At 49.5% G+C, this 14,760-nt stretch carries 15 protein-coding genes; 2 read left to right on the top strand and 13 right to left on the bottom strand.

Going from position 1 to position 14,760, the window contains the following annotated elements:
* Window positions 1-297 precede the first annotated feature (297 nt).
* Window positions 298-546, top strand: coding sequence for a TIGR03905 family TSCPD domain-containing protein (locus C7U56_RS14140; RefSeq protein WP_022360027.1), 249 nt, complete (start codon window positions 298-300; stop codon window positions 544-546).
* A 192-nt stretch (window positions 547-738) separates the two neighbouring features.
* Here C7U56_RS14140 and C7U56_RS14145 read toward each other — a convergent pair whose 3' ends face one another.
* Window positions 739-1,275: a hypothetical protein gene (locus C7U56_RS14145; RefSeq protein ID WP_107001754.1), complete on the bottom strand. Its 537-nt coding sequence runs from the start codon at window positions 1,273-1,275 to the stop codon at window positions 739-741.
* A gap of 12 nt (window positions 1,276-1,287) precedes the next feature.
* Window positions 1,288-2,127 (bottom strand): DUF4367 domain-containing protein, encoded by an 840-nt coding sequence (locus C7U56_RS14150; RefSeq protein ID WP_107001755.1) that lies wholly within the window; start codon window positions 2,125-2,127, stop codon window positions 1,288-1,290.
* A gap of 175 nt (window positions 2,128-2,302) precedes the next feature.
* Here C7U56_RS14150 and C7U56_RS14155 point away from each other — a divergent pair, with 175 nt between their 5' ends.
* On the top strand, window positions 2,303-3,370 hold the full coding sequence (locus C7U56_RS14155; RefSeq protein ID WP_107001756.1) for an undecaprenyldiphospho-muramoylpentapeptide beta-N-acetylglucosaminyltransferase: 1,068 nt from the start codon (window positions 2,303-2,305) through the stop codon (window positions 3,368-3,370).
* A 100-nt stretch (window positions 3,371-3,470) separates the two neighbouring features.
* On the opposite strand, the gene C7U56_RS14160 is transcribed toward C7U56_RS14155, so the two are convergent.
* The 11 genes from C7U56_RS14160 to C7U56_RS14210 form a co-directional block, all read right to left on the bottom strand.
* A complete protein-coding gene (locus C7U56_RS14160) occupies window positions 3,471-4,028 on the bottom strand; it encodes an RNA polymerase sigma factor (RefSeq protein WP_227589698.1) in 558 nt (185 codons plus the stop codon).
* 10 nt (window positions 4,029-4,038) lie between these two features.
* A complete protein-coding gene (locus C7U56_RS14165) occupies window positions 4,039-4,461 on the bottom strand; it encodes an HIT family protein (RefSeq protein ID WP_107001757.1) in 423 nt (140 codons plus the stop codon).
* 215 nt (window positions 4,462-4,676) lie between these two features.
* A complete protein-coding gene (locus tag C7U56_RS14170) occupies window positions 4,677-6,197 on the bottom strand; it encodes a DUF6382 domain-containing protein (protein ID WP_107001758.1) in 1,521 nt (506 codons plus the stop codon).
* Between the two features lie 13 nt (window positions 6,198-6,210).
* On the bottom strand, window positions 6,211-6,603 hold the full coding sequence (locus C7U56_RS14175) for a hypothetical protein (protein WP_107001759.1): 393 nt from the start codon (window positions 6,601-6,603) through the stop codon (window positions 6,211-6,213).
* The gene (locus C7U56_RS14180) at window positions 6,600-7,163 is read right to left on the bottom strand and encodes a prepilin peptidase (protein ID WP_107001760.1); all 564 of its coding nucleotides are present in this window, start codon (window positions 7,161-7,163) and stop codon (window positions 6,600-6,602) included. The genes C7U56_RS14175 and C7U56_RS14180 overlap by 4 nt, the downstream gene beginning before the upstream one ends.
* A 45-nt stretch (window positions 7,164-7,208) precedes the next feature.
* A complete protein-coding gene (locus C7U56_RS14185) occupies window positions 7,209-8,048 on the bottom strand; it encodes a hypothetical protein (protein ID WP_107001761.1) in 840 nt (279 codons plus the stop codon).
* A gap of 207 nt (window positions 8,049-8,255) precedes the next feature.
* Window positions 8,256-10,235, bottom strand: coding sequence for a DUF5702 domain-containing protein (locus C7U56_RS14190; protein WP_233430283.1), 1,980 nt, complete (start codon window positions 10,233-10,235; stop codon window positions 8,256-8,258).
* A gap of 205 nt (window positions 10,236-10,440) precedes the next feature.
* Complete coding sequence (locus C7U56_RS14195) at window positions 10,441-11,664, bottom strand: hypothetical protein (RefSeq protein WP_107001762.1); 1,224 nt, start codon at window positions 11,662-11,664, stop codon at window positions 10,441-10,443.
* 6 nt (window positions 11,665-11,670) lie between these two features.
* Window positions 11,671-12,453 (bottom strand): type II secretion system F family protein, encoded by a 783-nt coding sequence (locus C7U56_RS14200; protein WP_233430284.1) that lies wholly within the window; start codon window positions 12,451-12,453, stop codon window positions 11,671-11,673.
* The gene (locus C7U56_RS14205; protein WP_333493402.1) at window positions 12,404-13,612 is read right to left on the bottom strand and encodes a TadA family conjugal transfer-associated ATPase; all 1,209 of its coding nucleotides are present in this window, start codon (window positions 13,610-13,612) and stop codon (window positions 12,404-12,406) included. Before C7U56_RS14205 ends, C7U56_RS14200 begins: the two co-directional genes overlap by 50 nt.
* Window positions 13,613-13,732: 120 nt before the next feature.
* Entirely contained in the window at window positions 13,733-14,737 is a 1,005-nt protein-coding gene (locus C7U56_RS14210) for a P-loop NTPase family protein (RefSeq protein ID WP_107001763.1), read from the bottom strand.
* Window positions 14,738-14,760 lie beyond the last annotated feature (23 nt).

The raw sequence follows: 14,760 nt of genomic DNA on the forward strand, positions 1-14,760 counted from the left end.
CTTCTGCGCTTATACCCCTGCATCTCTTTCCTCAAATCCATTGGCTGACTCGGCTCTACAGTCAGTGTGTGCCTGCACCATCATTTTCCATTTGAAAATCGTTCATTTACTTTATAATAGCGCAGCCGCATCGTTACCATGTATACCTTGTACAAACAGTAACACCGTATCTTTTCATGAGTATACTGGATTTTTGTTATCTTGACAACACCTTTACTGGCAGACTATAATCATTTTACTGCGGTGGATTCCCGCCACAGCAGATTAAAACACATACCATTTTGAGGAGGTTTTACCATGACATACAAGACAAAGGGAGTCTGTTCCCGTGAGATTAATTTTGAAGTAGAAGATAATAAAGTAAAGAATGTGCAGTTCGTCGGCGGCTGCTCCGGCAACACACAGGGCGTTGCCCGCCTGATCGATGGCATGGATATTGACGAGGCAATCTCCCGCATCGAAGGCATCCAGTGCGGCTTCCGCCCAACTTCCTGCCCGGATCAGCTGGCACAGGCGTTGAAGGAGTATAAGGCGAACGTGAAATAGGAATCTTTGAGGAGATTCTTTCACGCCTGTTGGCATAATGAAAAACCGTTTAAGAACCCCCACCTGAAAACATCTGGAATTTTGAATCCAAAAATTCCTGGATGGTTGCAGGTGGGGGTATTTATGTGATCGCTTTTTTCATACTATTTAGTATTGTAAATATAGATTTAGTAACACGGTCCCCGTTTAGAATTAGTCGCCGTATTCGGTGATTTTGATTCCATCTGTTTTGGTCATGAAAGACTGCCCTTTTCCATTTGATTCAACGTAATGGACGCCAACCACTCTATAATAATAACCCGTCTTTTGATTTTTCACAGTAAATTCATTTGTCATTCCTGATAAATCTTCTGTTGGAAAATCTTCTTTTTTGGCATCATATATATATCTTGAAACCTCCACCCATTTACCGTCCTCTTGTCTTTGCAGTATTGCAATATTTTTGATTTTATCACACTCTACATGCGCTAATGTTTCGATAATAATTCCAATATCTCCCTTTCCCAAATTACTTATCTGAACCGTTGCTGTATCAATGATACTTCCTCTCTGTTCTATACCTTTTGCAATTCCTTCTGCGGATCCATCTTCCAAAAAATATGAATCACTATAATCAGCTGTTTCGATCGAAACCCCATTAACATTCGTCAATTCCGCTGCATTAGCCTGCATTGGTATTGCTGCCATCATAACTGCCGCACAAATAAATGAAACTAATTTTTTTCTCATAAACCCTCCGTACTACTTCTCTAAATACATATTTTCTACTATTTTCTTAAACTCTTTTTGAGGCATAATTCCTGAAATTTGATAGTATGTAGCCCCCTTTATCACTATGGAGCTATATTCCATTTCTCCACTATCTATTTTAGCCTGTTGAATATTAATATCTTCATTCAAAAGGTCATTATGCACTTTCATTGCTTTTTTTCGATCAGAAATAATATTGGTTGAATTTCCGCCATCCCGAAACTGTTGAATTATCTTTACCCTATATTTATCATATTCAAAATACATTACAACTCGGGTACTTGCTATATCTGTTTTAATATAATGCATTTTTTCAGGTATATATGCAAATCTAATCGCTTGGATTTTGGTCTTTTTCGCTATTTCTGTGTATGCTTTTTCTAATGCATCTTCTGTTTGAATCATATCCACATTATTCAATACAATATCACTCCGCACACTCCCCTCTTCTCTAACCACATACCGATACTCCCTCTTCGCCCCAGCCGAAATCCCCATCGCCACAACCATCACTGCGATAGCGGCGGCTGCTACAGAGACTTTCACAATCGTTTTCAGCCGGCGTGGTTTGCGAGCTTCTTCGTGCAGTTTGACAATGTTCTCGCTGGATGATTCTTTTTCACTTTCCGGGCTTGTTCCCACCTCCGCTTCTAACTTTGCCATCAACCTCTCAAAGCCGTCTTCTGGTTCTGGAGGTATGTCGCTGTCTTTTACTTCCGTCTGTGCAAGGATAAAATCCTTCAACAGCTGATCTTCGCTGACTCCAAACGCTTCCTGCAGCAGGCGCTCTGCATCTTCTCCAGCTTTTTTTCCGCGCCGGCTTCTGCTCACTTTTTATCCCTCCTCTCTGTCCTCGTCCTAACTTTTAGGTTGACTTTTCTTTTTTTCCGTTTACTATACTAAATGTAACCCTTTGCGGGTATGATAAAGCATAAAAACAGTTGTTTTCAGGTTATGGTTGTCCCCTCACACCGTAACCAGCGGCTGATGTGTGGAGGAAACTACTATGAAAAAAATCATTCTGACCGGCGGTGGTACTGCAGGTCATGTTACACCGAATCTCGCCCTGCTTCCGGCACTGCGCGAGGAAGACTTTGAGATTCACTATATTGGTTCTTATAACGGCATTGAGCGCCGCCTGATCGAGGCAGCCAGCATCCCTTACGATGGAATCTCATCGGGAAAACTGCGCCGTTATTTTGACCTTAAGAATTTTTCAGATCCGCTTCGCGTTCTGAAAGGATACTTTGAGGCTCGCAAGCTTATGAAAAAATACAAACCGGATATCGTCTTTTCCAAAGGCGGTTTTGTCGCTGTTCCGGTCGTTCTGGCTGCCAAGCATTATAAAGTGCCTGTCATCATCCATGAATCCGATATGACCCCAGGACTGGCAAATAAAATCTGTATTCCAGCCGCTTCTAAGGTATGCTGCAACTTTCCGGAAACACTTAAATATCTTCCGGAAGATAAGGCGGTTCTGACCGGTTCCCCGATCCGTGAAGAGCTTCTGCACGGGGATCGTCTGGCGGGACTCCAGTACGCCCATCTTTCTGCCGATCTCCCAGTAATTCTGATCATCGGCGGAAGTCTCGGCTCCGTCACGGTCAATCAGGCTGTCCGCGGCATTCTTCCGCAGCTTCTGAAAACCTATCAGGTAATACATATCTGCGGAAAAGGCAATCTCGATGAGTCTCTCATCGGCACCGAAGGATATGTTCAGTATGAGTATGTGGATAAACCACTCCGCCATCTCTTTGCAGCGGCAGATCTGATCATCTCCCGCGCGGGTGCAAATTCCATCTGCGAAATTCTGGCACTCCGCAAACCGAACATTTTGATCCCTCTGTCGGCTGCTGCCAGCCGCGGCGACCAGATCTTAAATGCCAACTCCTTTGCAAAACAGGGATTCAGCACCGTTCTGGAAGAAGAAGTTTTAACCGCAGATACTCTCAGCCAGGCAATCGAAGAGACCTATAAAAATCGCCAGCAGTTCATTGATAAAATGTCTGAAAGCCACTTAAACAATGCTGTCAAAACCATCATGGGGCTGATTCATGATTGCACACGCAGTTAGTAGCATTGCTACGTTTGTATAGTACAAGACTAAAACACTGAATATGTAAGCTTATCATCACATCGGACAGATTCGAAACGGCTCTGCTTCGATGTGATTTTTAAATATCAAACAGCTTTGCCCTCAACACGCGCTTCTGCAATTCTGCTTTTGCCCTGTAAAGACGTGTACAGCATACCGTTGATTTGATTTTCAAAACCGCACAGGCTTCTTCCGCCGTCAAGCCCTCCAGAACACGGAGAATCAAAACATCCCGCCAGTCCTTCTTCATAGATTTGACAATCTTCCATACGTTCCAATAGATATCCCTATCGATAACCTCCTGATCCAGAAGCTGAATTCCTATCTCCCCTTCCAAAAGAAGGTTCATAATCTCTTCTTCCGCATCCGGATCTTCCAGATGCAGCATCTCGCGGCGCCGCATCTGCCTCCGGTTATCGATCCACTTGCTCCGTAAAATGCGGATCAGTAAAACCAACTTTACTTTATGATCCAGATCTAACGAATAGCGCTTGTAATATTCAATGAAAGCTTCATGCACCATATCCTCAATGTCATCGTACCCTACTCCAATTCTATACGCATATTTCTTCAGCGGTACCAGGTACTCTCTGTAAAGCGCTTCAAAAAGCGCCATTTTTTCATTCTCATGGTGCATATCCAAACTCCTATCGCGTCAGTTCTTCGCGGATGGAGCTGCTAATTTCTGCCAGCTCTTCCGGCGTTGCTTTTCCTGGCGCCCATGTCACCATATCCGGTCCATTTTCATATCTCGGAATAATGTGTACATGGAAATGAAAAACAGTCTGTCCTGCGGATATGCCATTGTTCTGAACCACATTGAAACCCGTGCAGCCCAGTGCTTTCTTCATCGCCGCACCAATCTTTCCAGCTAATGGAAGAGCTTTGGCCGCAATCGCCGGATCCAGCTCACATAAATCTTTGAAATGCTGCTTCGGCAGAATCAGCGCATGTCCCTTCGATGCCGGTCCTAAATCCAGAATCACACGAAAATCGTCATCTTCATAAACCGTTGAGGATGGAATCTCTCCGCCAGCGATCTTACAAAAAATACATTCTTTGTCTGTCATGTCGGTCTCTCCTTCTCTCTATGCTTCTCCATTCCCTGGAAAAGCGGTATTTTCTTTTGTCACTTGGCTTGAAACTTCCATGTCAAGTGCCTTTATTATAGCATATCCCCATGGCTTGTTCTATGTAAATTTGCAGAAACGCGAAATTGATGTACTTGCAAAATAATTCACATCAATTTCGTGTTTTTGGTTATTATTTCATATTTTCAGACAATTTATCGGTGTTCCCAAAATTTATATCCGACATCCGCCAAATAAATGGAATCCCCATTCCCCAAACTGACTGTTTCATTTGCCTGAAGCGGATAGCCATTGACCGATGTTCCATTGGTTGAATTGAGATCTGTCAGAATGTATACGCCCTCCTTCTGATCGATCCGCGCATGAAGACGGCTGACGGTCGGACGGTCAATACATGCGTCCGACAGCCCCGGATGTTTTCCAAGTGTAAATGGAATATAGGAAATCTGAATCACTGTTCCTCCGGCTTCCACCGGCTCTAAGCGCACCGTTCCTTCCCCATTCTTTGAGGCAGACAGAAGCGTAGTCCCCGCTTCTCTCGCCCGCTCTATCTGTGCTTCTTCTTCTCTTCGAAGTTCCTGCCGATAAGCTTCTTCACTCTCCGGATAGACCTGCCAGCGGTTTTCAGGCGTTGTCTGATGCCAGTCTTGATATGATAGATCCACTTCCGTGCTTTCCTCTCTATCCTCTCCCTGACCTCGATTTTTCTTCCTGCCACCATATACCTGCCATTTTCTGCGGGCTGCCAACGTCTCCCTCAAAAACACGATTCCCCCGATGCCGCCGCTGATTGCATACAGCCATACATCCATTTCTCCCGTCACGTACCAATACACAATGCCAGCTGCCACCGCGCTTCCAAGTACCTTTATCCACCGGTTCTGCCATTGTCCCTTTTGTTTTCCACCTGCCCTTTCAGACTTTTCCCCCACTTCATCTGAGTTCTCTACCGACTCCAGGTTCTTTTTCATCGTTTTCTCCTGATACAACGCTTCCTGCCTATATTTCCAATCCTTCCTGGCTGGCGTTTGAGTGTCAAAAGCCATTTTCCCAGATCGAGATTCCAACGTATCCCTCCGATTTTGCTCCGCTTCAATCCACTCCTGCCGATCCGCCCACACTCCCGCCGTCTCAGGATCCCCCTCATCCTCGTTTCGTTTTTCTGCCGAAAAGATCCGATCTTCCCCCGAAAGCTGGCGCAGCAGATCTGCCGTTCCGTAATTCTCCCGCAGACTAATCTGGTACAGATTATAAGCTAATACAACAGCCTCCCGATCCTGATGATCCGCACGTTCCAGAAGATACCCCAGCAATTTTGAGAGCGCCTGCGGCGCCTCTTCCCGATGCCCCGGAACCAGACATAATTCCACAGTAAAATGATCGGGTTCCAGATACAGATATTCCGGATCCAGCAAAAGCTGTTCCTCTTTTAACAGGTACTCTTCCACCCGCTTCAGAACCGCCAGCACACCAAGCAGAATCGACCGGAGTTTTTGTCCCGACAAGGTCCGTTTTTCCAACACCCGTCTAAGCGGCTGTCTCGACGTTATCTCATAATAATATTCTCTCGCCTCCTCCGTCTGGCGGACCCGGAACTTCAAAAGCCCTTCGATGGCATTCGCCGACAGCATCTGTACCGCATAGCCCGTTTCTTCCTCCGGCGCTTCGATTATCATATAATTATGATTCATTTCCCGGCTATACCGAATCTCCATCCCGTATCCTCCATCACTCTGCATTTTCCAACACTGTCAGCAAACGGATCGCCCGCTCCGGCTCCTGTCCGCGCAGGGATATCTCCGTCTCTGTACTGCTCTTTACCCTTCCGTCCAAGTCTCCCCCATCTTCCCGGATCGTCAAAACTGCATCTCCGCACCGGAAGAATCCATGCAGGCGCTGTCCAGCTCTGCTGCTTATCTCCCCCACAGTCATTCCATCTCCCCGCAACGTTTTTTCCTCCCGATACAGGCACCGTTCCATCGCCTCCTGCAGGACAAAACGCCCCGTAATCCTGCCATGCACCTCAAACACCCCATTTAACAGTGCCGCGATAAAAAAGAATGCAACCGCCATCACAAACGAGGCTTCCACCGTATAACTGGCAGAAACCTCCCGCTTCATCCAAGAGATGCTATCAGCATCCAAATCCACACCGGAAGCACACACGGCAGAAATGGCAGCTTCTTTTTCCGCATTTTCTCCCATAGACCATTCCCCTTTCCGCCAAGCAGTGCCGTAAGCATCCAGACACCTCCTGCCAGACTGCTCACAAATACAGCTCCCATCAAAAGTTCAAGCGTCCGCCATCCCCCCAGATAGCACCCAGTGATCAGAAAAAAGCAGCCATCTCCCAGTCCGACCGCACCTTTCGTCTGCCGCTCCATCCAGAACAAAAGAATCCCCGGCAGCATTCCCAAAAGCCATACCGTTATCTGCAACACACTTTTTTTCCAATCCCATCCATCTTTTATAATCGACAGCACACACCGTATCATCGTAAGCGCCATTCCTGCCGTTCCAAATCCATATAGCCAGCTTACGCGTATCCGTTTTCTATGAAGATCCTGCCAGGAAAAGACCATCAGAAAAAGGGAAAAAACAACCGCACAGAGGAAACATACTGCACTTTCCAAATCCATCCGCGTAAATCCCATGAAACTTATCTCTGCACTGTTTTCCATCACTCCGCCCTCTCACCCCTCCTTGATTCTTTCCGCCATCCGCACCTATCCACTTCCACAGTATGAACACACCCCCATATATTCCACCTCTGATCGCCGCACCTTCTGCACATAATATGCCAATGACGAACAGTCCTGCTTTCCATGGTAAACCTCGCCGGACGGAAGAATATACACCAGACCTCCCGCCGACACCGTCTTTCCACAGTATCTGCAAGCCTTATAACGGCATCCCCCGTTGTTTCTAAGCACCCCCGAAATTACATCTGCATACGCAGCCGCGGTAATCTGATTCGATATATAATGGCACGAAGGCGAGAGATGGTAGCGCGTACTGTCCCGCCCCACATAGACCCATTTTCCCTCCGGTTCTGAAGCGTTTTTCTCTGAGAAATACCCGCTTTCCGCCCCAATCCATCCCCGCTTACGGCTCCGGGAAGTAAGCGTCACATGGTCAAGCGCAAATACCGAGAACGGCAGCCGCACCTGATAGGAGGCGCGCAGGTCAATCCATTCTCCATCTTCCGATACGCGGCTGGCGCCACACTGGATATTGGACACTTTGTTCCCGCCCGCTGTCTGAATCTTCTCCTTTAAATATCCCTGCAGGATAAGCCCGGACGGAAGTTCTGACCAGCCCCCCGTTCCCTTTTCTCCTACCTCTGCCGCTTTTCCCGCCTCCATTTCTGCCGGATGCACCGTATGGGATGTCCGATACACCTGCCATCCCAGTTCCCGCCCCGTCACTTCCAGCACCGTCTGCACCTTTCTCTGAGTATCCAGTATTTCCATCGGAACTGACAGGAGAATCACCGTAAACATAAACAATGTCAGACTAAGCGCCGCCTCAATCGTCAGGCTCGCACACAGGGAAGCAGAGGACAATGCCCTTTTCCAGGGTCGTTTTGTTACTTGGGCTCTATGCCGCCGAAGGACGGGTATCCCGACCGCACAGATACTTTCATTTATTCGTTTTGTTAGGTTAGTTGTCATCATCTTTTTTACTGGCTTTCTTTATGTACTTGGAGAGGCACATTCACTTGCATCATCTCCTGAAAAAGGACACTGTCCTCCACTCCCCTGTAATTGTGTTTAATATTCCTTCTGGGACGTTCTACGAAGCGGTATCAACGTTCCCTGTGCCGCATAGGACACACTTACCCCATACTGGCACTGATCCATCCGAAATCCCGGCTCTTTTTCTGAAATGCGGTTCTGAATCATATCCATCATCCGGTAACAGAAACGGCTCTTTCCCTGTATCAGGAAAAAGAGTTTCAGCCAGTCCTGGTAGTCCAGCCCTCTGTCGTCTGTCCCGTTTTTCAATGAAGGATCCGTCCCCGTTTCCAGAAAGATGGACGCGCCCTTTTCCGTCAGAGCAGAAAGCGAAATCTGCCACTCCCCCGGCTGTTTGAAAAAAGGAATTTTTCCGCCCGCCAGCAGAACCTTCACATCTGCCACCGACTCTGCAAACGCCCAGACTGTCATGATAAAGAAGGATGCCGCCGCCGTGATCGGTGTGATTCCCGCCAGCCCCGTGATTGCCAGCGCCAATGCTTCCGCCTCCGACCGTTTTTCAGAATCCGCATATAAAGCTGCCAGATTCACCGCCTCGCGCACAGCCAGAAGTTCATTGACGGTGCGTTTTAAATTTTCCCGCTCCGACGCATTTCCCTGTAAGAGATATTCCTGCTCATAATGGACACTTCCCGTCTTTTCCTGCCCGAACCGGGTAAAAAAATGCGCCGCATACGCATCTAAAAGAGCCCGTTCAAGCCCCGCCGTCCAGACATCCCCAGCTATCCCCCGCTTTCCGCTCTCTCCGCCTGCATACAATGCCGACGGAAATGCCGCGGTCGAAATCCATTTTTCTGAAATCACAGTTCCCGCCGGCACACAAAGACTCAGCAGATCCGTCCCCGACAGGCGGCTGACTGCTTCCAGCACATTCATTTTTTTCTTGTCTCGGACTGCCGGAACCCGGAAACGTCCATCCTTCTGAAAACCCGCTGTGATCGTCAGAACCGGCGCCCACAGCGCTTCCTCGTCCAGCTCATCGTCCTCATCGTCAGGCTCCCAATCATCGATATAATCCTGTATCTCCTTCCCTTTCCGGACTGCTTCTGCAACCACCTCTTCATTTCCGTGAGCCGTCTCTTCTGTCTTTTTTACCTCCTGGCGGCGCGCTCCATCCGCATCCAAATACGAACGATACCCCCGCATCTCCTCCTGTACCATGCCCCAGGAGCCTTCTTCCAGATCCGGCTGGGCTTCCTGCGCCCCCTGCTCCGATCCCTGCAGTTCTTTCGCAAGCCGGTCCGCCTGTTTTTCATACGCCGCAACCAGCCCCGGAATCTGCTTTAATTCTTTCTCTAAGCTTTCCGCCGATTGAAAGAACGAGCTTCCATCCGCCTGGCGGACCGCTGCCTCCATCTCCTTCAGATGTTTCTCCTGTTTTTGCAGACAGGCTCCGATCGCCTCGATCGACTCTTCCAGACGCAGCACTTTTCTGCCATTTTCCTGATATCCTTCCGCAATCCCATGAACCGCCCTTGCTTCCGTCATCCGTTTTTCCATCTCAGGCAGTTCAGACTTCTCACTTTCCAGCGTCCAGACACCCACTTTCATATAATCGGTAACTTCCTTCGCAAAGAAATCCCCATTATGCCCAGTGATCGCATCCATCGCTTCGATCTGTACCTTGCCGCCGCTGACCGGATAAAAGGGCGCTGCCGCCAGATATGTTTCCATCTGCGGCTCCATCTCCGCCGCCAGGCGCTCTTTATCCGCACATTCCAGCACAAAAATCCGGTATTTATCCCAAATCTCCCGGTGATAACAGCTCATCAGCGAATCCAGTGAGGAATTAAGCGCCATCTGCATATACCAGCCGCTTCCGGCTGCCCGGGCGGACTCAAACAGCCCGCCCATCAGCGCACAAATACAGGTCAGAATCAAACTCAGGAAAACTGTGATCTCCCCGCAAACTTCCTTTTCTGTTTCAGCAAATAAATAGAACCATACATTAAAATACCTAATTCCATACACCTTACTATTACCACTGTACTTCATATACACTCCCGTCTATACCGTTACTCTATTTCCGCTATTTTTACTATATTTACATAATACATAGTGTGAATTAGGGGGTAAATATTTCCACCAGAATCAGCACTAACTCAATGACCCCCACACCATCCTCGTCCATCAGAAACGATTTTACTTCTCTTACCAGATACGCTTTATCCATATACTTTTTCTCCTTTCTCCCCATTTTTCAGATCCCAAACGCCAGAAACGCCGGGACTGAAACCATCACCATAATAATCATCAACATCAAAAACAATGGAAGCATCAGCTTTGTGGATGCCTCTTCCCCCCGGCGTCTTGCCAGTGCTTTCTCTTCTTCAAACGCCGACTCCATCTCTGTCTCCAGCGCCTTTCGAAGTCCTTCTGCCCCATTTCTGACATTCTGCTCCAAAAGCCCGGAAAGCTTCCGGTACGGTCTCAGGCGGCAGCCCGCACCAAATTCCGCATATGCCTGTAGTTCCGGGACACCGCGCTGCATCCGGTGATATGCCGCTGCCATTTCCCGGTATGCCGCCCGCTCCGTCTGTGTTCCCGCCCGGCATGCCGCCTCGTATTCCAGCACAATCCGCTCCCATGCCCGGCGGACCGGAAGCCCCGCCCCGGAAAATACAGTCAGCTTTGACACAATCTCCGGATAATCTTCCATCAGTTCCCGCTTTTTCTTCTTTTTTACCTCACTCTCCTTCTGTTTTTCATAAAGAGGAAGCAGAATTGCCGCCGCAATCCCCAGCACCGGAAACAGCAGATATTCCCTGTCTCCGCGCACCCGGTAAGATAAATTCTTCCCCTCATACATCTTTGGCAGAACCAGCTGCCCTTCCGTTCTCTGCGCCTCATCCATCTGCTTTAACAGCCGCTTAAAACCAGCCTCTTTTTCCTGCTGCTTCGTCCGAAGCGGCGGATATAGCGTGACCGGAAACCGGTACTCCCGGCTGAATCCCCCCGCCTGCAGGGATGCGGTCAGTTCTGTCTGAATCCCCTTCTCCGGGCATTCTTCATTTAAAACTGTCCCATCCGTCTGAATCCATTCCGCATCCTCCGGTGTCCAACGGACCCGGATGCCCTCTTCTTCCAGCCAGCCGACGAGATGTAGATCTTCCCTTACCTCCTGCAGGGACAGATTGTTTCCCCGAATTAAATCCGCCAGTTTACCTCCCGCCTCCAGCAATGCTTTTTTTGCATCCTCTTCCGCATATTCCCGCTCTCCGAGCGAAATCTCCACCGGAATCTCCTTCTCGCACAGTCCGCGCACCCACACTTCCTGCTGCCGTTCCCCTTCTCCGTATGCATAGCGGTTCAGCCGGTTCCCATCTTCCAGCGCCCTATCCCGTTTTTCCACCAGATATCCCGCAACTGCCAGAATTATCCCCAAAAGAATGCATAAAACCTGCTTTTTCCCCATTTTTCCCATGCTGTTTCACACCTCAATCTGAAGAATTTTCCCCGATACCCTCCATGCCAGCAGATAGACCACCAGACACCCTGTCATCACCACCCGCCCCACCGCTGTCTCATACATCTGTGAGAAAAACCCCGGCGATGACAAATCCACGTAGAGCACAATCAGGTACGGCATCAGGTTCATAATTCTCTGTTCAAACTGCTTTTCTGCCGTCATCGTGAGAATTTCCTCCCGCACCTGTATGCGATCCGAAATCACGTGAACGACATGGTGAACCACGCTTGCCAGCTCACCCCGGCTCCGTTTGGATACAGTAAAAATAACAGAGAAATTTTCCACCTCATCCAGACCACTCCTCTTTGCAAAGGAAGAAAGCAGCACCTCCACGGTCCGGTTCATTTTAAGCTGACTTGCCAGGTATGAAAACTCACGGGTAATCATCCCCTCTTTTCCGTATTGTTCTTCCAGATCGCGCACGCTCGCGATAAACGCATTTTCCACCGAATAGCCTGCAGCCAGCGCCGAAGCCACAATCTGAATCGCTTCCTTAAACTGGAGCCGCAGTTCCTCTTTTCTCCGGCGGCAGAGCTCCCGACTCTTAAAAAACGGCCGCAGCATCCCCGCCGGAAGCATCAGAACGAACGCCAGAAATGAACGGTAGAATACATACGCCGTCACGGCGCACACCGCTGTTCCCTCCAGAAGGTAACGTATCCACTCCTGCCCCGTCAGGTAGTAAACCCGGTAATCAGAAAGCACTTCCTCCCGCGAATCTGCGCCGCCCCTCAAATCTGCCAACCTGGACAAGTGCTCCTTCCACCTGTCCGGAAGCAGTCTCCCCGCTTTCCTGAAACTGATAGATGGGAGAAAGGCGGATTTCCCCATTTTCATAGCCTATCACCTCCGTGATCTCCAGCACCTTCCGGCTCCGGTCCCGCATCCGCCCGACATGGACCATCAGATCGAGTGCTGAACCGATCTGGCTCCGGACCGCCGCAAGCGGCAGCTCTGCTGCCATCAGAACCATCGTTTCCAGTCTTGAGAGCATATCTTTGGCGCTGTTTGCATGTCCGGTTGAGAGCGAGCCATCGTGTCCCGTATTCATCGCCTGCAGCATTTCCAGCGCCTCGCCGCCCCGGACCTCCCCAACGATGATGCGGTCCGGACGCATTCGGAGACTCGCCCGGATCAGATCGCGCATGGAAATCTCCTGCGAACCATCCCGGTTTTCTACCCTTGTTTCCAGGCTGACAAGATTCGTTACATGGCGGATTTGAAGTTCTGCCGAATCCTCGATCGTAATGACGCGTTCCTCCTGGGGAATATAGCCGGACATGGCGTTTAAGATCGTCGTTTTTCCCGATCCGGTTCCGCCGCTGATAAAAATATTGAGTCCCCGCTCGACCGCTTTCTGCAAAAATGCCGCTGCCTCCCGGCTGATACTTTTTAACTCAATCAGGCGTTCCATCGTGATCGGTTCCGGGAACTTCCGGATCGTTAAAATCGGCCCATTTAACGCCACCGGTGCCAGCACTACGTGGACACGAGAACCATCTTCCAGTCTCGCATCCGCAATCGGGGATGCCAGATTGACCGTCCGGTTGACACGACTTACAATCTGCTGAATCAGATCCTCTAGCTGCCCTACCGAATCAAAGTGCTTTTCTAACTCTTCCACACGCCCCTGCCGCTCGACAAAAATGTGCTCCGTGCCATTTACCATGATCTCCGTGATCGTCGGATCATCGACCAGCTCCTGCAAAATATCCAGCCGTCTGAATGAATCAAACAGCTCTTTTCTCAAACAAAGCCGCTCTTTTAACGGCAGATACGCCCCTTCTGCCGCTTCCAGAATCGCCATGTCGATCAGGTCGCGCAGCTCCTCATCCTCCACCTGCATACGGCTCTCCATCTGCTCCATCAGACGCTGCCTCAAAACCATTTTCTGCTCCTGCATACTTCCCCCTGCCAGTTGTTTCTCTCACAACCGTTTACTCTTTAGAATGACTGGCAAAATCCCGCTCAATTTATCCCTGTCAAAAGACTTTGCCCCTTCTAATTTAACCCACAATGAACATTATCCGCCCACACTGCTTCCCCGCAGCAGCTGCCGTACATAATCACCCAGTTCTCCCCATAAGAGCTGGTCAATATAATCGCCCCGTCCAAAGCTGCCGTGATACGGAAGCTTCAGGCGTTTAATACGTTCCCTTAGCATGCCATTTCCTGTCTGTGAAAAATACTGCTCCAGCTCCTTAAGCTTTGCCAAAGACACCGGATCTTCCCGGATCGGCATATAAATTACCCGGCACAACTTCATTACCGAAAGCGCCGTCCTGCGCCCGCTTCCTATATCCACTACCAGCGTATCATACGCACTCTCCCCGGCAATTGCCCGTATAAGCCCCGCGATTGCCTCCTCTCCCGCCTGATCCAGATCCTCCGGATAGCGCACCGGCGGAATATAGTCCAGCTCCCCCATCGTGTGGACAACGCTGCTCAAACGAAGCGAATTATAGCTTCCACCGTTGTAAAAATACAACAGATCCGACAAATCACTCTTATATTCTTCTTTCATCAAAACCGACAGACCGGAAAATTCCTCCAGGTTCAGATACAGCACCCGCTCCTCCTGTGCCAAAAGTTTTCCCATTGTCAGGGCAAACGAGGTCTTTAAACACCGTCCAACCGGCGAATACACTCCCAAGACCTTCGCCAGCCCCCGCCCGGACACCTCCGGCAGCTCCCCCGGGCTTTCCCCATACCAGGTCATCACCTCGCGCACAATCGCATCGCTGGACTGGTATTTGTAGACACAGGGAACTGACGGACTGACCGGTTTTCCCCCATTATCCGATAAAAGAATAACCTTTTCCGCCCGGATGGACTCCTTTTCTTCCGCCGGAACATGCTCGCCCAACAACAGAAGCTTTACCGGATGTTCCGCCGCAAATGCCCGCAGCCGCTCGATCGAGCTGAACGCCACCACCTCAAACGGTATTTTTTCCTTCTGGTTAACTACCTCTGCAAACCGCGCCGCATAGACTGGATCCACGTCATACACAGCCAGAATATGCTTCATCGCACCGCCACCTCCCTAATCAC

The organism is Clostridium fessum, assembly GCF_003024715.1.
Taxonomy (GTDB): Bacteria; Bacillota; Clostridia; order Lachnospirales; family Lachnospiraceae; genus Otoolea; species Otoolea fessa.